Annotated in this window: 22 protein-coding genes; 12 read left to right on the top strand and 10 right to left on the bottom strand. The window is 60.7% G+C overall.

The genetic code is table 11. The annotated features are described in order from the left end of the window. Position 1: 1 nt before the first annotated feature. From livM to F6S08_RS03535, 4 genes are all read left to right on the top strand, one after another. A complete protein-coding gene (gene livM, locus F6S08_RS03520) occupies positions 2 to 1,279 on the top strand; it encodes a high-affinity branched-chain amino acid ABC transporter permease LivM (RefSeq protein ID WP_027607702.1) in 1,278 nt (425 codons plus the stop codon). Beyond that, positions 1,276 to 2,151 carry an ABC transporter ATP-binding protein gene (locus tag F6S08_RS03525; RefSeq protein ID WP_027607703.1) on the top strand — a complete coding sequence of 292 codons (876 nt, stop codon included), beginning with the start codon at positions 1,276 to 1,278 and terminating at the stop codon, positions 2,149 to 2,151. Before livM ends, F6S08_RS03525 begins: the two co-directional genes overlap by 4 nt. After that, positions 2,148 to 2,864: an ABC transporter ATP-binding protein gene (locus tag F6S08_RS03530; RefSeq protein ID WP_024073112.1), complete on the top strand. Its 717-nt coding sequence runs from the start codon at positions 2,148 to 2,150 to the stop codon at positions 2,862 to 2,864. Before F6S08_RS03525 ends, F6S08_RS03530 begins: the two co-directional genes overlap by 4 nt. 786 nt (positions 2,865 to 3,650) lie before the next feature. Then, entirely contained in the window at positions 3,651 to 4,415 is a 765-nt protein-coding gene (locus F6S08_RS03535; protein WP_053134501.1) for an SDR family oxidoreductase, read from the top strand. Positions 4,416 to 4,453: 38 nt separating this feature from the next. Here the strand turns inward: F6S08_RS03535 and F6S08_RS03540 are convergent, their stop codons facing one another. The 5 genes from F6S08_RS03540 to ureE form a co-directional block, all read right to left on the bottom strand. Further along, positions 4,454 to 5,575, bottom strand: a complete 1,122-nt coding sequence (locus tag F6S08_RS03540) for an AGE family epimerase/isomerase (protein ID WP_065925607.1) — start codon at positions 5,573 to 5,575, stop codon at positions 4,454 to 4,456. 125 nt (positions 5,576 to 5,700) lie between these two features. Next, positions 5,701 to 6,273: a HupE/UreJ family protein gene (locus tag F6S08_RS03545; protein ID WP_065947136.1), complete on the bottom strand. Its 573-nt coding sequence runs from the start codon at positions 6,271 to 6,273 to the stop codon at positions 5,701 to 5,703. A 22-nt stretch (positions 6,274 to 6,295) separates the two neighbouring features. After that, entirely contained in the window at positions 6,296 to 6,910 is a 615-nt protein-coding gene (ureG, locus tag F6S08_RS03550; RefSeq protein ID WP_315871286.1) for an urease accessory protein UreG, read from the bottom strand. Positions 6,911 to 6,931: 21 nt separating this feature from the next. After that, on the bottom strand, positions 6,932 to 7,606 hold the full coding sequence (locus tag F6S08_RS03555; protein WP_065947137.1) for an urease accessory protein UreF: 675 nt from the start codon (positions 7,604 to 7,606) through the stop codon (positions 6,932 to 6,934). After that, complete coding sequence (gene ureE / locus F6S08_RS03560; RefSeq protein WP_065947138.1) at positions 7,603 to 8,103, bottom strand: urease accessory protein UreE; 501 nt, start codon at positions 8,101 to 8,103, stop codon at positions 7,603 to 7,605. The genes F6S08_RS03555 and ureE overlap by 4 nt, the downstream gene beginning before the upstream one ends. 340 nt (positions 8,104 to 8,443) lie before the next feature. Between ureE and F6S08_RS03565 the strand changes: the two genes are divergently transcribed. Beyond that, a complete protein-coding gene (locus F6S08_RS03565) occupies positions 8,444 to 8,965 on the top strand; it encodes a C40 family peptidase (RefSeq protein WP_065925603.1) in 522 nt (173 codons plus the stop codon). Positions 8,966 to 8,970: 5 nt separating this feature from the next. Here the strand turns inward: F6S08_RS03565 and F6S08_RS03570 are convergent, their stop codons facing one another. Next, positions 8,971 to 9,603, bottom strand: a complete 633-nt coding sequence (locus F6S08_RS03570) for a TetR family transcriptional regulator (RefSeq protein ID WP_017526383.1) — start codon at positions 9,601 to 9,603, stop codon at positions 8,971 to 8,973. Between the two features lie 163 nt (positions 9,604 to 9,766). Continuing rightward, positions 9,767 to 10,138 (bottom strand): hypothetical protein, encoded by a 372-nt coding sequence (locus F6S08_RS03575; protein WP_065925601.1) that lies wholly within the window; start codon positions 10,136 to 10,138, stop codon positions 9,767 to 9,769. 358 nt (positions 10,139 to 10,496) lie between these two features. On the opposite strand from F6S08_RS03575, the gene F6S08_RS03580 reads away from it, so the two are divergent. The 3 genes from F6S08_RS03580 to F6S08_RS03590 all read left to right on the top strand — a co-directional run bounded on the left by F6S08_RS03580 (position 10,497) and on the right by F6S08_RS03590 (position 14,245). Then, positions 10,497 to 12,566, top strand: a complete 2,070-nt coding sequence (locus F6S08_RS03580; protein WP_315871287.1) for an AsmA family protein — start codon at positions 10,497 to 10,499, stop codon at positions 12,564 to 12,566. Between the two features lie 345 nt (positions 12,567 to 12,911). Further along, positions 12,912 to 13,892 (top strand): hypothetical protein, encoded by a 981-nt coding sequence (locus F6S08_RS03585; RefSeq protein ID WP_074848611.1) that lies wholly within the window; start codon positions 12,912 to 12,914, stop codon positions 13,890 to 13,892. Continuing rightward, positions 13,892 to 14,245, top strand: coding sequence for a hypothetical protein (locus F6S08_RS03590; RefSeq protein WP_235865640.1), 354 nt, complete (start codon positions 13,892 to 13,894; stop codon positions 14,243 to 14,245). Before F6S08_RS03585 ends, F6S08_RS03590 begins: the two co-directional genes overlap by 1 nt. A 63-nt stretch (positions 14,246 to 14,308) precedes the next feature. Here the strand turns inward: F6S08_RS03590 and F6S08_RS03595 are convergent, their stop codons facing one another. After that, positions 14,309 to 14,839 carry a bacterioferritin gene (locus F6S08_RS03595; RefSeq protein ID WP_027607715.1) on the bottom strand — a complete coding sequence of 177 codons (531 nt, stop codon included), beginning with the start codon at positions 14,837 to 14,839 and terminating at the stop codon, positions 14,309 to 14,311. 176 nt (positions 14,840 to 15,015) lie between these two features. Between F6S08_RS03595 and F6S08_RS03600 the strand changes: the two genes are divergently transcribed. After that, positions 15,016 to 15,906, top strand: a complete 891-nt coding sequence (locus F6S08_RS03600; protein WP_065925597.1) for an esterase/lipase family protein — start codon at positions 15,016 to 15,018, stop codon at positions 15,904 to 15,906. Here F6S08_RS03600 and F6S08_RS03605 read toward each other — a convergent pair. Next, positions 15,903 to 16,781 carry a DMT family transporter gene (locus tag F6S08_RS03605; RefSeq protein ID WP_065925596.1) on the bottom strand — a complete coding sequence of 293 codons (879 nt, stop codon included), beginning with the start codon at positions 16,779 to 16,781 and terminating at the stop codon, positions 15,903 to 15,905. The genes F6S08_RS03600 and F6S08_RS03605 overlap by 4 nt on opposite strands. A gap of 97 nt (positions 16,782 to 16,878) precedes the next feature. Between F6S08_RS03605 and F6S08_RS03610 the strand changes: the two genes are divergently transcribed. From F6S08_RS03610 to F6S08_RS03620, 3 genes are all read left to right on the top strand, one after another. Further along, positions 16,879 to 17,667, top strand: a complete 789-nt coding sequence (locus F6S08_RS03610; protein ID WP_065925595.1) for an AraC family transcriptional regulator — start codon at positions 16,879 to 16,881, stop codon at positions 17,665 to 17,667. 71 nt (positions 17,668 to 17,738) lie between these two features. After that, entirely contained in the window at positions 17,739 to 18,038 is a 300-nt protein-coding gene (locus F6S08_RS03615) for a PsiF family protein (protein WP_024073127.1), read from the top strand. 190 nt (positions 18,039 to 18,228) lie between these two features. Next, positions 18,229 to 19,242: an AI-2E family transporter gene (locus F6S08_RS03620; protein ID WP_065925593.1), complete on the top strand. Its 1,014-nt coding sequence runs from the start codon at positions 18,229 to 18,231 to the stop codon at positions 19,240 to 19,242. A 242-nt stretch (positions 19,243 to 19,484) separates the two neighbouring features. Here the strand turns inward: F6S08_RS03620 and F6S08_RS03625 are convergent, their stop codons facing one another. Continuing rightward, positions 19,485 to 20,753 carry an Hsp70 family protein gene (locus tag F6S08_RS03625; protein WP_074848616.1) on the bottom strand — a complete coding sequence of 423 codons (1,269 nt, stop codon included), beginning with the start codon at positions 20,751 to 20,753 and terminating at the stop codon, positions 19,485 to 19,487. Between the last annotated feature and the right edge of the window lie 65 nt (positions 20,754 to 20,818).

Raw genomic sequence — 20,818 nt, forward strand, 5'->3', positions numbered from 1 at the left:
CATGTCTGCTGCCAAACCCATCGATATCAAGAAAAGTGTGGTCGATACGGTCCTTGCCGGGCTGATTTCGTTGATCGTGTTCGGTCCGATCGTCGGCGTGGTCCTCGACGGCTACAGCTTCAACCTGGAACCGGCCCGTGTGGCTACCCTGGTCGCCATCGTGATGGCCGGGCGCTTTGCCCTCAGCCTGTTCCTGCAAACCCCCAAGGGCCTGAAGATTCTGCAGGGCTTCGAAAGCAGCGGCTCCGGCGTGCATGTACTGCCACCGGACTACAAGTCGCGGCTGCGCTGGATCATCCCGGCGCTGATCGTGATCGCCATCGTGTTCCCGATCTTCGCCAACAAGTACCTGCTGACCGTGGTGATCCTCGGGCTGATCTACGTGTTGCTGGGCCTGGGCCTGAACATCGTGGTCGGCCTGGCCGGGCTGCTCGACCTGGGTTACGTGGCGTTCTACGCCATCGGCGCCTACGGCCTGGCGCTGGGTTATCAATACCTCGGCCTGGGCTTCTGGAGCGTGTTGCCGCTGGCAGCCATCGCAGCGGCTTTAGCGGGGTGCATACTCGGCTTTCCGGTGCTGCGAATGCACGGTGACTACCTGGCCATCGTGACCCTGGGCTTCGGTGAAATCATTCGCCTGGTGCTCAACAACTGGCTCTCGTTCACCGGCGGCCCCAACGGTATGCCGGTGCCTTCGCCGACCTTCCTGGGCCTGGAGTTCGGGCGCAAGGCCAAGGAGGGCGGGGTTCCGTTCCACGAGTTCTTCGGCATCGACTACAACCCCAATATCAAGTTCATGTTCATCTACATCGTGCTGTTCCTGGTGGTGCTGGCCGTGCTGTACATCAAGCACCGCCTGACCCGCATGCCGGTCGGCCGCGCCTGGGAAGCCTTGCGCGAAGATGAGATCGCCTGCCGCTCCATGGGCCTGAACCACGTGCTGGTCAAGCTCTCGGCCTTCACCATTGGCGCGTCCACTGCCGGTTTGGCCGGGGTGTTCTTCGCCAGCTACCAAGGCTTCGTCAACCCGTCGTCGTTCACCTTCTTCGAGTCGGCGCTGATCCTGGCCATCGTGGTACTGGGCGGCATGGGCTCGACGGTCGGCGTGGTGATTGCCGCGTTCGTGTTGACCGTCGCGCCTGAACTGCTGCGCAGCTTCAGCGAATACCGCGTGCTGCTGTTTGGCGTGCTGATGGTGGTGATGATGATCTGGCGACCGCGCGGCCTGATCCGGATCAGCCGCACCGGTGTGACACCGCGCAAGGGGGTAGCGCCATGAGCAAGGAAGTCGTCCTCTCCGTGGAACACCTGATGATGCACTTCGGTGGCATCAAGGCCTTGAGCGATGTGAGCCTCAAGGTCGAACGCAACTCGATCTTCGCCCTGATCGGCCCCAATGGAGCCGGCAAGACCACCGTGTTCAACTGCCTCACCGGCTTCTACAAAGCCAGCGGCGGCAAGATCGAACTGAACATCCGCGGCAAGCAGACCAATGTGATCCAGCTGCTCGGCGAGCGCTTCAAGGCGGTCGACTTTGTGTCGCCAAAAAGCTTCTTGAGCCGGGTGTACTACAAGATGTTCGGTGGCACCCACCTGGTCAACCGCGCCGGCCTGGCCCGGACCTTCCAGAACATTCGCCTGTTCAAGGAAATGTCGGTGCTGGAAAACCTGCTGGTGGCCCAGCACATGTGGGTCAACCGCAACATGCTGGCGGGCATCCTCAACACCAAGGGCTACCGCAAGGCCGAAAGCGATGCCCTCGACCATGCGTTCTACTGGCTCGAAGTGGTGGACCTGGTGGACTGCGCCAACCGCCTGGCCGGTGAGCTTTCCTACGGCCAACAGCGCCGCCTGGAAATCGCCCGCGCCATGTGCACCCGGCCGCAGATCATCTGCCTGGACGAACCGGCAGCGGGCCTCAACCCCCAGGAAACCGAAGCCCTCAGCGCGATGATTCGCCTGTTGCGCGACGAACACGACCTGACGGTGGTGCTGATCGAACACGACATGGGCATGGTGATGAGTATTTCCGACCACATTGTGGTGCTGGACCACGGCAACGTGATTGCCGAAGGCGGGCCGGAAGCGATCCGCAACGACCCGAAAGTGATTGCCGCCTACCTGGGCGCTGACGAAGAGGAGCTGGTATGAGTGCACCTATCCTCGAAATGAAGGACCTGGACGTGTTCTACGGCCCGATCCAGGCCCTGAAAAAAGTCTCGCTGCACATCAACGAAGGCGAAACCGTCAGCTTGATCGGCTCCAACGGCGCGGGTAAATCCACGCTGCTGATGTCGATCTTCGGCCAGCCACGGGCCGAGTCGGGGCAGATCCTCTACAACGGCGTCGACATTACCCACAAGTCGTCCCACTACATTGCCTCCAACGGCATTGCACAGTCGCCGGAAGGGCGGCGGGTGTTCCCCGACATGACCGTCGAGGAAAACCTGCTGATGGGCACCATCCCCATTGGCGACAAGTTCGCCCAGGAAGATATGCAACGCATGTTCGAGCTGTTCCCACGGCTCAAGGAGCGACGTAACCAGCGCGCCATGACCATGTCCGGTGGCGAGCAGCAAATGCTCGCCATCGCCCGCGCGCTGATGAGCCGACCCAAGCTGTTGCTGCTGGACGAACCGAGCCTGGGCCTGGCGCCGATTGTGGTGAAGCAGATCTTTTCCACCCTGCGCGAGCTGGCCTCCACCGGGATGACCATCTTCCTGGTGGAGCAGAACGCCAACCATGCACTGCGTTTGTCGGATCGGGCGTACGTGATGGTCAACGGTGAGATTCGCCTCACAGGCACCGGCAAGGAGCTGCTGGTGAACGAGGAAGTGCGCAACGCTTACCTCGGTGGCCACTGATCTAAATAACGACGCAGTACCCCTGTGGGAGGGGGCTTGCCCCGATGGCGTTGTATCAGTCAGCACACCTGAAACTGACACACCGCCATCGGGGGCAAGCCCCCTCTCACATTTGTTTTGTGTCGCCTGCAAGGCCGATCCCAAATTGTGGAAAACAAATCCAGCCCCCCTCCAAAGCGCGACATATAGCCGCCGCAAATCCCTGTTTTGTCACACTTTTGACTTGTCCCCATTCACTGTGGAACCGGCTGTGGGTAACGTGGGAGTAGCTGGCTGAACCCCTTTAAAACCGTGGCTTTCAGCTGTGTGGTTGTTTTTTGATCAGTGGCTTTTTCGCGGCCGATCGAGGGGTTTGTCAACCTGTTTAAAGACACAGGTATATGACTGAAATATGTCCCGCCCGCCTGTGGATAAGTCTGTGACTAAACTCTGGAAAGACGGCCGCAGAGGCCGGAATGACTGGCCTGGAGCCATCGCTCGATTTGTCCCGCTGCCCCTGGGCCTACATACGCCTTCGTCCAGGTCAAGCAAAAAACTTTCTAAAATCGCCTGGAAGCCTTGTACACAGCGGCCTGAAGCGTTTTGCACTTGCCCCCAGAGACTGTGGGCGCAGCTGTGGATAACCTGCGCGCATATGGCTGCAAGCCACGGTTCATAAGGCTTTGGTCTGAATGATTAAAAAATGACCAGTCGTGCATGAAGTTCTGTGCATGGCGGTTGCCGCAACTGCGGCGTAAGGGCATTCTGCTGGCTGATTTTTTTCCCGATGCCCGCAAGGAGAACACCATGTCCAACACGCTGTTTATTACTGGCGCCACCTCAGGTTTTGGCGAAGCCTGCGCCCGTCGGTTTGCCGAGGCCGGCTGGAAACTGGTGCTTACCGGTCGTCGTGCCGAGCGTTTGAATGCGCTGGTCGAGGAGCTTTCCAAGCAGACCGAAGTGCACGGCCTGGTGGTGGATGTACGGGATCGCAAAGGCATGGAAGACGCGATCGCCAACCTGCCGCCATCGTTCGCCACCCTGCGCGGGCTGATCAACAACGCCGGCCTGGCCGTGGGCACTGACCCGGCGCCCAAGTGCGACCTCGACGACTGGGAAACCATGGTCGATACCAACATCAAAGGCCTGCTGACCACCACCAGCCTGCTGCTGCCGCGCCTGATCGCCCATGGTCGTGGCGCCGGGATCATCAACCTGGGCTCCATCGCCGGCAGCTACCCGTACCCGGGCAGCCATGTGTATGGCGGTTCCAAGGCGTTCGTGAAGCAGTTCTCCTTGAACCTGCGCTGTGACCTGCAGGGCACCGGCGTGCGTGTGACCAACATCGAGCCGGGCCTGTGCGAAAGCGAGTTCTCCCTGGTGCGCTTCGGCGGTGACCAGGCGCGCTACGACGCCACCTACGCCGGTGCCGAGCCGATCCAGCCGCAGGACATTGCCGACACCATCTTCTGGGTGCTGAACACGCCGGCGCACGTCAACATCAACCGCCTGGAACTGATGCCGGTGAGCCAGACCTGGGCTGGGTTTGCGATTGAGCGGGGGGCCAAGTAAGGCTCTAGACCACGTTGCTCCCGATGAGGCCCAGCAGGTCACCCGAGATGCTGGATCAGCCCCTGGTAGCAGGTTGCCAAATGATACGGTGTGGTCGATGGCATATCCCGTCGGCTCACCGCGCCGTTGGCATCCAGGCATTCATGCCAGCCTTTCTCATGCAGGAAATGCTGTTGCAGCGCCAGCAGTTGGCGCTGCAGCACCGCCTCACTGCCAGGGCGCAAGGTCAGTGCCCGCAGGTACTCGGCCTGGGCCCAGATACGCTGGGTGCCGTCGCGCACGCTGCCGTCGAGCGCCAACATGCCGCTAACCGCTCCGGTCGCGCCGTCCACACCCTTGTGCTCAGCGTAGGCAAACGCCCGCGTCAGTGACGCATGCAGCGGGGTGCCGCGCAGCACGGGCGACGATTCGAGCAAAAAGAACCACTCGAACTGGTGCCCCGGCTCAAACCAGTTATCCACAGCGCCCAGCGGCTTTTCCATCATCACGCCGTGCCGGCGGTCGATGAACCGCTGCTGCATGGCCGTCGCCAAGGCCAGCAGGGCCGCTTGCACAGGGGCATCCTCGCGCACCGCAAGTGTGGCGAGGAAACCTTCGGCCAGGTGCATCAACGGGTTTTGCAGCGGGCCGGACTGGAGGGACGACCAGTTGCGTTCCAGCACCGCCTCGTACAGGCCGTCTTCGGTGGCGAAGCGCTGGGCCACGACTTCGAGGGCGGCGTTCAGCACCGATTCCACCAGCGGTTCACGCACCTTGGCCCAGTAATGGGCGCAGGCAAAGATGATGAAGGCGTGGGTGTAGAGGTCTTTTCGCTTGTCCAGCGGCTGGCCGGCGGGGTCGACGCTGTAGAACCAGCCGCCGTGTTCGGCATCGTGGAAATGCCGTTGCAGGGAGCGGAACAGCACCGCCGCGCGCTCTTCAGCGAAGGCCGCCCCTGGCTCGCCGATCAGGCTGGCGAACAGGTACAACTGCCGCGCGCAGGCCATGGCGCGGTAGCGTTGCGGGGGCAGTGGGCGGTGATCGGCGTCCAGCGCCTCATAGGGCAGCGCCAATTCGGCATTCCAGCCCGGGCCCTGCCAGAGCGGCACGATCAGGGTGTGGAAGTGCGTGAGCACGGCATTCAACGAAGGCTGGGGGGCGGAGCTTGGAGCGATGGGCATCGGCTGGCGTCGTCACGGCAGGGGTGTAGGCGCGCATGGTAGCAGAGGGGCAGCTTTAAGTTGTGAGCTGCAAGCTGCAAGCTGCAAGTAAGAGCGGTTCGGCTTTTACTTGCAGCTTGCGACGTTTAGCTGGCGAGCAGCCACACCCCAGTCGCCGCCGAAGCCGCTCCGGCAATCCGCACCAACGGTGCCGCTGCGGCCGGCAACCAGCGCACCAGCGCATACCCGGCCGCGTGCAGTGCAGCGGTCGCGCCGACAAAGCCGGCGGCATACGCCCAAGGGCTCGACATGTCCGGCAGCTCCAAGCCATGGGCCACACCATGGAACAACGCAAACAACGCCGTCGCACCCATGGCCATGAACAACGGCGGACGCACCGCCAGTGCCACCGCCAGGCCCAGGGCCAGCACCGAGGCGGCGATCCCGCTTTCCAGTGCGGGCAATTGCAGCCCTTCGAAACCCAGCACGCCGCCCATCAGCATGGTGCCGACAAAGGTGCACGGCAGGGCCCAGCGCGCGGCACCCTTTTGTTGCGCGGCCCACAGGCCGACCGCGACCATGGCCAGCAGGTGGTCGAGGCCGCCCAGCGGGTGGCTGATACCGGCCACCAGGCCGTTGTCGCCGTGGCCAGGGTGAGCGAAGGCCAGGGCGGGCGCGAGCAGCAGGGCGGCGGCTGCGAGGAATTTATTGAGGTTCATAAACAGGTTCCTTATGGGTTGATCAGGCGGCGGTCAGCAGGCCTTGGCGTTCGATGAAGGCGACGATTTCTTCCAGGCCTACCCCGGTTTTCTGGTTGCTGAACACAAAGGGTTTGCCGTTGCGCATGCGCTGGGTGTCGCTGTTCATCAGCTCCAGCGACGCGCCCACCAGCGGCGCCAGGTCGATCTTGTTGATCACCAGCAGGTCGGATTTGCAAATACCAGGCCCGCCCTTGCGCGGCAGCTTGTCGCCGGCGGACACATCGATCACATAGATGGTCAGGTCCGACAGCTCCGGGCTGAAGGTGGCCGACAGATTATCGCCGCCGGACTCCACCAGGATCAGGTCCAGGCCGGGAAAGCGGCGGTTGAGTTGGTCCACCGCTTCCAGATTGATCGAGGCGTCCTCGCGAATCGCCGTGTGCGGGCAGCCGCCGGTTTCCACGCCGATGATGCGCTCCGGCGCCAGGGCCTGGTTGCGCACCAGGAAGTCGGCGTCTTCGCGGGTGTAGATGTCGTTGGTGACCACCGCCAGGTTGTAGCGATCGCGCAGCGCGAGGCACAGGGCCAGGGTCAGGGCGGTCTTGCCGGAGCCGACCGGGCCACCGATACCGACACGCAGGGGGTGTGTGTTCATGTCTGATTCTCCAAAAAAACCTTAGGAACGGAACAGGCGGCTGTACTGGCGCTCGTGGGCCATGCTCGCCAGGGACAGGCCGAAGGCGGCGCTGCCGAAATGGTGGGGGTCGATGCGGACGGCGTCGTGCTGGGCCTGTTGCAGTAGGGGCAGCAGCTCGCTGGTCAGGCGCTGCGCGGCTTGCTGGCCCAGGGGCAGGGTTTTCATCAGCACGGCCAATTGGTTTTCCAGCCAGCTCCAGAGCCAGGCGGCGAGGGCGTCGTCGGCGCTGATCGCCCAGGCGCGCGCGGCCAGTGCCCAGCCCAGGGCCAAGTGCGGTTCGCGGCGTTGCTCCAGGAAGCTGCGGGCGTCGCTGTCCAGTTCCGGCAGGCCATTGAGCAACTGCTGCAGGGAATAACCCATCTGCCGACTTTCCTGATACAGCTCCCGGGTTTCGCGGCTGGCTTGATGCGCTTCGCACAGCTGCGCCAACGCTGGCCAGTCCTGCTCTGCAGCGGCGCGGCAATGGGCGAGCAACAGCGGGGCTTCGAAGCGCGCGAGGTTGAGCAGCAATTGGTCGCTGATCCAGCGCCGAGCGCTGGCGGCATCGTTGACGTGGCCGTTCTCCACGGCCATTTCCAGGCCTTGGGAATAGCTGTAGCCGCCAATCGGCAATTGCGGACTGGCCAGACGCAACAGCGCCCAGGCTGGGTTCATAGACGTACGCCGAACTGATGCAGCTTGGGCGGGTAGTTGAAATCTTCATCGCCATGCCGGGAGTGGTGGTGGCCGCCGCCATAGGCGCCGTGTTCCGGTTGGAACGGCGCCTCGATGGTTTCGGTGTGGGCGCCCAGTTGCTCAAGCATGGCCTTGAGCACGTAGTCGTCGAGCAGGCGCAACCAGCCATCCCCCACTTGCAAGGCCACATGGCGGTTGCCGAGGTGGTAGGCGGCGCGGGTCAGTTCAAAGGCGTTGCTGCAGGTGACATGCAACAGGTGTTCAGGGCGGGCGCACACGCGTACGACACGTCCGTCTTCGGCTTGCAGGAATTCGCCATCGTGCAACGGCGGCTGGCCGCGCTCCAGAAACAGGCCGACGTCTTCACCGTCGGCACTGAAACAGCGCAGGCGGCTCTTGCTGCGTGCTTCGAAATTCAGCAGCAGCTCAGCGGCCCAGAGGGCTTGGGGGGCGATTCGGCGGTGGATCACCAGCATCAGGAAGCTTCCAGCTATGAGCGATGGAAGTGCTAGAGCAAGGGGCTTGCCAATCAGGTATTGATGTAGGAATTCTCTGTCGGTGCGCGAGGAGATGCCACTGAATAGGGCGGGGCTGAGTACTGCGAGTGCTTAATGTTGGTGCTCTGTCGGATATCGAGCACTTAAATGGGGCGTTTTTTGTTGGCGAGTGGTGTTTATCACATCAAGTTCCTTCCGTTTTTTTCGTATGTGGAATTTTCGGATTTGTCCTACTGGATGTAAGGATTCGGCGTTCATCTGCTTACGCGCCAGACCGTTAGGATTTGCGCCGTGCTAAACATCCACGGCGAGTTCCAGTATGTTCAAATCAATTGTGTGTTTATTCATTTTCAGTCTTTACCTGGTCACTCCCTCGTCCTCGGCCAATATCAAGCCGCGCGGGGTAGCCCCTCTCGAGATCGCGACGCCCCTGCAGTCGCTGCAAAAACGCCCAGCCATCGACAATGTGATCGACCGCGCCCATCAATTGCTGGGTACCTCGTATAAATGGGGCGGGAACACGGTGGAGCAGGGCTTCGACTGCAGCAGCTTGCTGGTCTACCTGTTCAGGACCGAAGCCAATATCCGTATACCCCGCACCACGGCGGCGATGCACCGTTCAAACGCCATGACGATCAAGCGTAACGCGCTCAAACCTGGGGATGCGGTGTTCTTCAAAGGTAATGGGCGCAGTCAGGTCAGCCATGTCGGCCTTTATATAGGCGAGGGCAAATTCATTCATTCGCCGCGCGCCGGCAAGACGGTGCGAATCGACTCGCTGAACAATCGCTACTGGAACAAGAACTACAGTACCGCCAAGCGCTTTCACTCGGCGGGCTAGCCGGCTTACTCCGTACTGCCCAGGCCTTGCCAATGCTTGAGGCCGATAAAGATAAAGCGCAGCTGCTGGGTGATTTTCGCCTGGGGCGTGAGGTGGGCAGGCAAGGCCTGGGCCGGTGGGTCAATGATGTCGGGAAGGGTGGCGAACACGCTCTTGACGATCAGGTCGGCCATTACATGCAGGCCATCGGCGTCCAGGTGCTGCAACTTGGGCATCAGGGTCAGGTCGGCCGCCAGGTCGCGGGTGATGTCTTCACGCAGGGCACCGATGGCTTGGCGCACCGCCAGGCAACCGCCGTATTGCTCGCGGGCCAGGAACAGGAATTGCGAGCGGTTGGCCGAGACCACATCGAGAAAAATCCGCACTGAGGCATCGATAATGCCGCCCATCACGAATTCGTTGTGGCGCACCAGGCGAATGGTGGCGCGAAAGGTCTGGCCCACCTCACTCACCAATACAAGTCCAAGCTGGTCCATATCGGCAAAGTGGCGATAGAAGCCGGTGGGGACAATGCCTGCGGTCTTGGCCACTTCACGCAGGCTCAGGCTGCCAAACCCACGGCCACACTCCATCAGATGGCGGGCAGCGTCCATCAGGGCGAGGCGGGTCTGTTGCTTCTGTTCGGCACGGGGCAGCATGGGCGGGCGGGCTTTGTCGGCAAGTACAGCGACGCACTCTAGCAAAACAGCTTCATTGACGTCGAACTTGGCGGGGAATAGGTGGGGAGTGTTGCGTGACAGGCGCTACAAAAAGTCAAAAGCCCGGTCGGCAGATCGGGCTTTTTTCTGGGCCACCACAGGGTCAGCTCTGAGCTTGATGCAGTTCTTGCAGGCGATCAGCACCACCTTCGGCAACACCTTCGGTGTAGGCACGTTCGTTGGCTTGTTCCGCACCACCTTCAACCAGGCCTTTCTGTTCCAGGCGATCACGGCCACCTTCGGCAACACCTTCAGTGTAGGCACGCTTGTTGGCGTGTTCCGAACCGTTTTCAGCGACAGCACCTTTGGCGTAGTCACGGTTCTCGTCTTCTTGCGAACCGCTGCGGGCCAGGGTCTGGTTGAAGTGAACGGCGTCAGCCTTGGCTTGTGGGGTAACCTGTTCGGCGGCTGGCAGGGCAAAGGCGCTGGAAGCCAGGATGGATAACAGGACGGTAGCGAGTACTTGGCGTTTCATGATGGGTTGCTCCTTGGGAGGGCGATAAAGTGGGTACAGGGCTAATGCTACTCTCGATAAGTCGATATAAAAGTTCATAAACACAATGGTAATAATCAACAGAATTGATTGTTCGTCAGGGAGGCTCTAGATCGGGCCTCTCAAGCACGCGGTTTTGCACCGAGGTGGGTATTTTCGACACGAACGCGGGTAACAATGGTGCGCCGTGGATGATCGAATCTGTCGAAACGGTCAGGAAAGCAGGTTTTCAAGGGTAAATCGGAGATTGGGTTAAACCCACGAGCGGTTTGCCAGTCGTAGTTTTATAAGCTGTCCTACAGGTGTTGGTTCAGCCGGTCGTATTCAGGAGTCCTGTGCAATGACGCGCACTCGTAAAATCGTCATGTGGAGCTGCGCCAGCTTCGTTGTGTTAATCGCTGTGGTGGTACTGGTCCTGGTGTTCTTTGACTGGAACCGCATCAAACCGCCCCTCAATGCCAAAGTCTCCGAAGAACTGCATCGCCCGTTTGCCATCAACGGCAACCTGGCGGTGGTGTGGGCACGTGAGCCGGACGAAGGCGGCTGGCGCGCCTGGGTGCCGTGGCCCCATGTGATTGCCGAGGACCTGACCCTGGGCAATCCCGACTGGTCAAAAAAACCGCAGATGGTCACGCTGAAAAAGGTCGAGCTGCGTATTTCGCCGCTGGCGTTGCTGGTGCAGCGCGTGGTGATCCCCCGTATCGACCTCACCGAACCGAGTGCCGAGTTGCAGCGCCTGGCCGATGGCCGCGCCAACTGGACGTTCACGTTCGACCCCAAGGACCCCGACGCCGAACCTTCCAACTGGGTGGTGGACATCGGCGCCATTGGGTTCGACAAGGGCCACGTGACCCTCGACGACCAGACCCTCAAGACTCAGTTGGACGTGATCATCGACCCCCTGGGCAAGCCGATCCCGTTCGGCGAAATCGTCGGAGACGCCGATGCCAGGAAGGCCCTGGAAAAAGGCTCCGCGCCCCAGGACTATGCGTTCGCCCTCAAGGTCAAGGGCCAGTACCACGGCCAGAGGCTCGACGGCAGCGGCAAGATCGGCGGCCTGCTGGCCTTGCAGGACGCGGCCAAGCCGTTTCCGCTGCAAGCCCAGGTCAAGATTGCCGATACCAGCATCGCATTGGCGGGCACCTTGACCGACCCGTTGAACCTCGGCGCCCTGGACCTTCGCCTGAAACTGTCCGGCAGCAGCCTGGGTAACCTCTACCCGCTGACCGGCGTCACCTTGCCGGATTCGCCGGCCTACTCCACTGACGGCCACTTGATCGCCAAGTTGCACGAGGCCAGCGGCGCGTCATTCAGCTACGAAAACTTCAACGGCAAGATCGGCAACAGCGATATTCACGGCAACCTCGCCTATGTCGCCAGCCAGCCACGTCCCAAGCTCAGCGGTGCGTTGGTGTCCAACCAATTGCTGATGAGCGACCTCGCCCCCCTGATCGGTGCCGACTCCAACGCCAAGCAAAAAGCGCGTGGCGGTGAGAGCAAACAGCCGGCGACCAAAGTGCTGCCGGTGGAAGAGTTCCGCACCGAGCGCTGGCGCGACATGGATGCCGATGTGGAATTCACCGGCAAACGCATCGTGCACAGTGCCGAATTGCCCTTCAACGACCTGTACACCCACCTGGTGCTCAACGACGGCGAACTGAGCCTGGAACCGCTGCGATTCGGCGTCGCCGGCGGCAAGCTGGATGCGCAGATCCGCTTGAATGGCCGCACCACACCGATGGAAGGCCGCGCCAAACTGACTGCACGCAACTTCAAGCTCAAGCAGTTGTTCCCGACCTTCGAACCGATGAAAACCAGCTTCGGTGAACTCAACGGCGATGCCGATCTTTCCGGGCGCGGTAACTCCGTTGCGGCGCTGCTGGGCAGCTCCAACGGTGACCTGAAGATGCTGATCAACGACGGCGCCATCAGCCGTGGCCTGATGGAAATTGCCGGGCTCAACGTCGGCAACTATGTGGTGGGGCGCCTGTTCGGCGACAAGGAAGTGAAGATCAACTGCGCGGCGGCGGATTTCGGGATCAAGACCGGCCTGGCAACCACGCGCTTGTTTGTGTTCGATACCGAGAACGCGATCATCTATATCGATGGCACCGCCAACATGGCCACCGAGCAGTTGGACTTGACCGTCACACCGGAATCGAAGGGCTTCCGCCTGTTTTCCCTGCGTTCGCCGTTGTACGTCAATGGCCCGTTCATCAAGCCCAATGCGGGTGTAAAAGCCATTCCCCTGGCCCTGCGGGGCGCGGGCATGGTGGCACTGGGTGTGATCGCCGGCCCGGCAGCGGGTCTGTTGGCGCTGGTGGCACCGAGCGCCGATGCGCCGAACCAGTGTGCGCCGTTGTTGCAGCAGATGAAGGAAGGAAAGGCGCCGAAGACGGTTAAAGGCTGATCGTCGAAATTGTCAGAAAGGGCGACCCTTTGGTTAATGCCAGTCAGTTAAGCGTACATCGCCTCCTGTAGGAGCGAGCTTGCTCGCGAAAAACGTCAACGATAACGCGCGCTTCCTGAATGAACGCGGCGCCTGTGAGTTTTTCGCGAGCAAGCTCGCTCCTACAAAAAGCTTTAACTGACTGGCATTAGACCCTTTGGTCGCCTTTTTTATCGGGGCGCCGTAAGTATGATCCTTGTCTTGTGTAGCTCATTTCTGAAGCGTTAAAACCGCCCCTGTTTCCCCTTACACCTCCTGGGTTGCCTTCCTATAGTCGACCGCCACAGTCACTTGGAGGTGTAATCCATGCAGGGAGCCTACGCATTTATCAATGAGCGACCACAGCCGTATCCACTGCTCAAGCTCAGTCTTTCTCTTAGCCCTTATACGCAAACAAAGTTCGACATCGTCAACCAACACATCCGCAATGTGGTGGTCTTGCCGGGGCAGTTGGTGATCATTCCTGATGCGCGTACGGCGTCTTGCACCGCTGAAGAAGCGCAACTGATGCGCGCTGCGCAGAACATAAAACATGCGTTGCTGGCGCATTCCGCAGTCGATCATTTTTTGATCAAAAACTACGATCTACTCCAGCTCATCATGACCAACGCTTCGATCGGTGTCGGGAGTGCCAGCAGTGCCTGGAGTAAGCATCTTGTGGCTATCGAGAGGACACTTCAAGAAATCGACGTTTTACATAAGCAGTACTTGAGCAAGGGCACAACGGCCGCGAGGGATGAGTTTCTGGCTAAACGCAGGATGTTGTTTGCAAAGCTGGAGGAGCAGCTCTCGGGTATGGCTCGTTTTGGTACGGGCCTGAAAAATGAAGGGTCGATAAAAAAGATGTTGGGTATTTCTACTAAAAGCTATTGGCATCACGGTGAAATTCGCGAGTACGAACAGACAGTCAAACGCATCGCCAAGGCTTCGCAGATATTGAAGAAGGGCACCTATATCGGTATAGCACTGGATGTTGGAGTGACTGCGTTGGAAATAACGGAGGCGTGTTCAGCCGGACGTGAGGATGAATGTAATCGGGCTAAGTTTGTGGAGGGAGGGAAGCTGGTGTTAGGAGTCGGTGGCGCCGCTTACGGGGGATACGCAGGCTTGGGGGTTGGGGTCGCCGTATGTGCCGCTGTCTTTGCTATACCTACCGCCGGAGCGAGTGCGCTGGGCTGTGCCATTGTGGGGGCGGCCATTGGGAGCGTCGCCGTGGGTAGTTTGGGAAGCCACGCTGGTGAGCAAATAGGAACCCGCCTTTATGAAATTTCAGGAGTTGGAAAATGATGTCGGAGTCCATCGGCATATGGTCGGGTGTGTTGATGCTGCTGAGTTTTCCATTAAATTTTTATGTTATCTATACAAAGCTTGAAGAGGCCGAAGACTATCTAAAATTCAGCTCATTCATTGTGACGTTCAAATACAGGTTCGGCGTCGGCCCGTTTGGTGGCAAGTTGAAACGTTTCTTCGTGATCGCCCTTGTCATCCTAATTCCGATTTTTTTTCAATGGCGGCACCTTGTACTCGTTGAGGATGTGAAGCGTATCCCAAGACGTCTCAAACTTTGGATAGTAGTTCCCTACCTGCTCACTATGTCTTCCTTCGTCGGAATGGCGTTATCGTGGCTTCTGATTGGATGACGGTCAGGCAAAAAAAATGGGGGGAGCCGGTTAACCGGCTCCCCCCTCTTTTTGCGCCGCTATTTACAGACTTTCGAGGATGTCGGCCATATCGTCCGCATGCTCTTCTTCCTGAGCCAGGATCTCTTCAAACAGACGGCGCGTGGTTGGATCCTTATCGCCGATGTACTGGATGATTTCACGATAGCTGTCCACCGCGATCCGCTCGGCCACCAGGTCTTCGTAGACCATTTCCTTCAAGCTGTTACCGGCCACGTATTGGGCATGGGAGTTCTTCGACAGCAGGTCCGGGTTGAACTCCGGCTCGCCGCCCAGTTGCACGATGCGTTCGGCGAGTTTGTCGGCGTGCTCGGCTTCCTGGGTGGCGTGTTCGAGGAATTCCTGCGCTGCGACGGCAGCTTTGACGCCGCTGGCCATGAAGTAGTGGCGCTTGTAGCGCAGCACACACACCAGTTCAGTGGCCAGGGAGCCGTTGAGCAGGCGGATGATCTCTTCGCGGTCGGCGTCATAGCCCTCGGTCACGGCACCGTTTTCGACGTTCTGGCGGGCGCGGCTGCGCAGGGTCGCAACGTCAGTCAAGTTTGCTTCAGTCATCTCAATCTCCTGGGGCTAATCCGGTTTTACGCCACGCTCTGTCGGCGTGATCGCTCCCAGTTGTGAGTCACGGGCGCGGCAAAAAGTTTTATTGGATTTGCCAGGCGTGTCATCAGCGCGTCGCCGGAATTGGGCTAGCCTGCCATCATCCTTTCTTGATCAAGGACGTTCGCTTCATGTCGCAGTCGTTAGCCACGCGTTATCCCTTGGTGCTGGTGCCCGGCATGCTCGGGTTCGTGCGCCTGGGGTTTTTCCCTTACTGGTACGGCATTGTCCCGGCATTGCGGGCGGGTGGGGCGCAGGTGTTTCCCATCCAGGTGGCGCCGCTGGACTCCAGCGAAGTGCGTGGCGAGCAGCTGCTGGCGCAGATCGAGCGGATTCGCCTTGAGACCGGCGCCGACAAGGTCAACCTGATCGGCCATAGCCAGGGCGCGCTGACCGCCCGTTATGCGGCGGCCACGCGCCCGGAGTGGGTGGCGTCGGTGACGTCGGTGGCCGGGCCCAACCACGGTTCGGAACTGGCGGACCATATCCACGCCCATTATCCGGCCGACAGCGTGAAGGGGCGGCTGATGAGCGCACTGTTTCATCTGGTTGCAACGCTGATGAGCCTGCTGGAAACCGGTTATCGCGGCCCGCGCTTCAAGGCGGACTTGCAGGCGTCCCACCATTCCCTGACCAGCGCAGGTGTGGCGCTGTTCAACCGCAAGTATCCCCAAGGGTTGCCGCACACCTGGGGCGGGCACGGGGCGGAGGTGGTCAATGGCGTGCGCTACTACTCATGGTCCGGCACCTTGCAACCGGGCAAGACCGATCGCGGACGCAACCTGCTGGACGGGACGAATCGCAGTTGCCGATTGTTTGCCCGCAGCTTCGTGCGCGAGAAGGGCCAGTGCGACGGTATGGTCGGGCGCTGCAGCTCGCACCTGGGGCGGGTGATCGGCGATGACTACGCCCTGGACCACTTCGATATCGTCAACCAATCCATGGGCCTGGTCGGCAAGGGCGCCGAGCCTATCCGCCTGTTCGTCGAGCATGCCCAGCGCCTGAAGGCGGCCGGGGTTTAAGCCTGGCGGCGGACCGGTGTGGTCCAGCGCTCCGACAAAATCACCCCGCCCAACGTCAGCAAACCGCCCACCAGGTGATACAACGCCAATTCTTCCCTGAGCACCACGGCCGCAATCAATGCGGTAATCAACGGCAGCAGGTTGAAAAACAACGTGGTGCGGCTGGGTCCCAGGGTCTTCACCGAATGCATCCACGCCAGTGGCGCGAGCATCGAAGCCAGCAAGCACGCATAGAGCACCAGCGGAATATTCGTCCAGCCCAGGCCGGCTTTTGCCGAGAACAGAAACAGCGGAAACAGCACCACCACCGCCACCAGCACCTGCAAATACAGGAGCACCAGCGGCGGCAGGCGCAGTTGCCATTTTTTCAACAGGGTGCTGTAGACCGCGTACGCCAGGGTCGCGACCAGCATCATCGCATCGCCCAGGTTCACGCCGTGCTGCAGCAGCGCGCCGAGGCTGCCGGCCGACACCACCACCACCACCCCGGCGAACGACAGCACCGCACCCGTCAGTGCGCCAAAGGTCAGGCGCTGGCCCAGGCTGATGATGGCCGCCGTCAACGCCATCAACGGCATCAACGACAGGATGATGCCCATGTTGGTGGCGCTGGTCAGCGAGGCAGCGTAGTACGCCAGGCTCTGGTACACCGCCATGCCCAGCACGCCGAGGATGCAGATTTTGCCCAGGTTCGGGCGAATCAGCGGCCAGTGGGCGATGACCGGCTTGAGCATGAACGGTGTAAACAGCAATGCAGCCAGTAACCAGCGGTAAAAGCCGATTTCAGCGGGGAAGATCGAACCCACGGCCAGTTTGTTGACCACGGTATTGCCGGCCCAGATAAAAATGGCCAGCAGGGGATACGCGTATTGCATCGAAAGAAACCAGATGTGTTGATGAGCCAGGATTATCCCTTGTCTGGATCGAAGCCTATACTGCGATCCAGACAAACGACCTCTGTATCCAGACAATATGGCCCGACACACCGTACGCCTTGCGGATTTTGGCAGCCTGCCAAGCCCCGTGTACTTCCGTTACTCCGACTTTGCCCCCGACACTGAGTGCACCCCGCACCAGCATGTCTGGGGTTCGCTGGACTACTCCGCCAGTGGCGTAATGCGCATGGAAGTGGCCGGCAACCGCTTTATGTCGCCACCGCAATACGCGGTGTGGATCCCACCCAATACCGAACACAGTTCCTACAACGCCGAGGCGATTGTCTACCGTTCGGTGGGCCTTTCGCCGCCGCTCTGCGAGCAATTGCCCCAGCAGCCCTGCACCCTGGCGATCAGCGACATCCTCAAGGCCATCCTCAGCGACTTCGCCCAGCGTGACGTCAACATCCCGCACTCCGACGCCGATATTCGCCTGGCCCAGGTGCTGGTCGATCAGCTCAGGCAGGCGCCGATCCACGAGGGTTTTTTGCCCTACGCCCGCCACCCCGGGCTGCTCGGCGTGTTGGAAGGCATGCAGGCCGACCCCGCTGACAACCGCCCCCTGGCGCACTGGGCCGAGCAGGTGCATGTCAGCGAGCGCACCCTGGCGCGACAATTTGTGCGCGAGCTGGGCATGAGCTTCGGCGAATGGCGCCAACGCTTGCGCTACCTTGCCGCCATCGAAGCCCTCGACAGCGAGCGCAGTGTGCAAAATGTGGCGTTTGACCTCGGCTACAGCAGCGCCTCGGCGTTTATCGCGATGTTCCAGCGCCAGGCCGGCTGCACCCCGGAGCAGTACCGGCGGACGAATATTCGCAGCCGATGAAGATGTAACAAGGTTTGGCTACACTGCTGGGTAGGCCGTGCCTCCCGGCACGGTAACAGGGAGAAAACTCCATGAAGATGCTGCGTATTCCGTTGTTGATGATGGGCCTGCTGCTGTGTTCCCAGGGCTTTGCCGCCACCGCCCAGCAAAACAAGATGACCACCTGCAATGCCGAAGCCACCACCAAGACGCTCAAAGGCGACGAGCGCAAGGCTTTCATGAAAACCTGCCTGTCGGCCCCGGCGGCCAATGATGCGAAGACGCTCACGCCGCAGCAGCAGAAGATGAAGGACTGCAATGCCGACGCCAAAACCAAGGCGCTGACCGGCGATGCGCGCAAGACCTTTATGAGCACTTGTCTGAAGAAATAATAGCCCCGGGCCATAGAAGGCTGCGACACTCGTACACAGCCCCCCTGTAGGAGCGAGCTTGCTCGCGAAGAACGCAATTACCCCGCGTTTATTCAGAATAAACGCGTTATCGTTGGCGACCTTCGCGAGCAAGAACTAGGCGTCCCCCTCGCTCCTACACATCCTTTAACGCCGTTCGTTTTGAGGCTGTATGCCAACGTTTTCTCAGCGTCACGTGTTATTGCTGGCCAGCTACATCATCATTTTCGGCGGGTTGCTGCTGGTATTGCCGCTGAAGTTGCTGCCCAGCCTGCTGGCCGGCCTGTTGGTCTATGAACTGGTCAACATGCTCACCCCCCAACTGCAACGGTTGATCGAAGGGCGCCGCGCGCGCTGGTTGGCGGTGGCCTTGCTCGGCACCCTGATCGTCAGCGTGCTCGCCCTGATCTTCGCCGGCGCCATCAGCTTCCTGCTTCACGAAGCGGAAAACCCCGGCGCCTCCCTGGATAAATTCATGGGCGTGGTCGACCGCGCGCGCGGCCAGTTGCCGCCGTTCCTCGATGCCTACCTGCCCGCCAGCGCGGCCGAATTTCGCGTGGCCATCGGCGATTGGCTCAGCAAGCACCTGAGCGAACTGCAACTGGTCGGCAAAGACGCCGCCCACATGTTCGTCACCCTGCTGATCGGCATGGTGCTCGGCGCGATCATCGCCCTGCAGCGGGTGCCTGACCTGACCAAACGCAAGCCCCTGGCCGCCGCACTGTTCGACCGCCTGCACCTGCTGGTCCAGGCCTTTCGCAACATCGTCTTCGCGCAAATCAAGATCGCCGCGCTCAACACCGTCTTTACCGCAATCTTCCTGGCTGTGGTGCTGCCGTTGTGCGGCATTCACCTGCCGCTGACCAAGACCCTGATCGTGCTGACCTTCCTGCTCGGCCTGTTGCCGGTGATCGGCAACCTGATGTCCAACACCCTGATCACCATCGTCGCGCTGTCGCTGTCGATCTGGGTGGCGGTGGCGGCGCTGGGGTATCTGATCGTGATCCACAAGGTCGAGTACTTCCTCAACGCGCGCATCGTCGGCGGGCAGATCAGTGCAAAATCGTGGGAATTGCTCCTGGCGATGCTGGTGTTTGAAGCGGCGTTTGGTTTGCCGGGGGTGGTGGCGGGGCCGATTTACTATGCGTATCTGAAGAGTGAGCTGAAGCTCGGCGGGATGGTTTAAGGCGTGTTTTGCCTGGGCGGGCCCTATCGGGGCATAAGTATCTACACAACTTCAGTAGGATAACGCGTAGCAGCTGTCGAGCCTAGGCGAGGCTGCGTTTGCGGCGCGTCTGACACACCGCCGACGCAGCCTCGCCTAGGCTCGACAGCTGCTACGCAGGGGGCTCGGCTCAAGATGTGTAGATACTTATGCCTATCGGGGGCTTGCCCCCGATGAAGTCACCACGGTATTTCAGGTGAAACTCAGCAGCCGTAGCGCTTACTCGCCTCAATTGCCAAACCACTGCCGATACTGCCGAAGATATTCCCCTCCACATGCCGCGCATTCGGCAGCATGGCCGAGATGCTGTGGCGCAGCGCCGGGATGCCGCTGGAACCGCCGGTAAAGAACACCGTGTCCACCTGGGCCACCGCCACCGAAGCATCGGTGAGCAACTGCGTCACGCTGTTGCGCACGCGCTCCAGCAAGCCATCGATGGCCGACTCGAACAGTGCGCGGCTCAGGTCCACGCTCAACCCCGGCTCAACGCGGTCCAGCAGCACGTGGCGGTTGTCTTCGTGGGTGAGCTGGATCTTGGTCTCTTCCACTTCCATGGCCAGCCAGTGCCCGGCGCGCTGTTCGATCAGCTTGAACAGGCGGTCGATGCCGCCGGTGTCTTCGATGTCATAGCGCATGCTGCCCAGGGCCAGCTGGGATTTCTGCGAGTACACCGAGTTGATGGTGTGCCAGGTCGCCAGGTTCATGTGGTGGCTGGTGGGCATGTAGGCGCCGCTTTTCATGCGGCTGCCGTAGCCGAACAGCGGCATGATGCCGGCCAGGGACAGTTGCTTGTCGAAGTCGGTCCCACCGATGTGCACGCCGCCGGTGGCGAGGATGTCGTCCTGGCGGTTGTCGTTGTGGCGGCGGTCCGGGGACAGGCGCACCAGCGAGAAGTCGGACGTACCCCCGCCGATGTCGACGATCAGTACCAGCTCTTCCTTCTCGATGGTGGATTCGTAGTCGAACGCGGCGGCAATCGGTTCGTACTGGAACGAGATGTCCTTGAAACCGATCTTGCGCGCCACGTCGACCAGGGTGTTTTCGGCCTCCTGGTCGGCCATCGGGTCGTCATCGACGAAAAACACCGGGCGCCCCAGCACCACCTCTTCGAACTCGCGGCCGGCGGTGGCTTCGGCGCGGCTCTTGAGTTGGCCGATAAACAGCGCCAGCAGGTCGGTGAACGGCATCGCCGTGCCCAAGACGCTGGTGTCGTGCTTGATCAACTTGGAACCCAGCAGGCTCTTGAGCGAGCGCATCAGCCGGCCTTCGTAGTTCTCCAGGTATTCGTGCAGGGCCAGGCGACCGTAGACCGGGCGGCGCTCCTCGAAGTTGAAGAACACCACCGACGGCAGGGTGATCTTGTCGTCCTCCAGCGCGATAAGCGTTTCCATGCCGGGGCGGATCCAGCCGACGGTGGAGTTGGACGTGCCGAAGTCGATACCGCAGGCACGGGCTGGGGATGGGTTTTTCATGTCTATCGGGTTCCGGTTGAAAAACGGCCGCGCAGTGTATGCCAGTCGAGGGCGGATGCGTAGGC

This window comes from Pseudomonas sp. JV449 (assembly GCF_032424295.1).
Classification (GTDB): Bacteria; Pseudomonadota; Gammaproteobacteria; order Pseudomonadales; family Pseudomonadaceae; genus Aquipseudomonas; species Aquipseudomonas marginalis.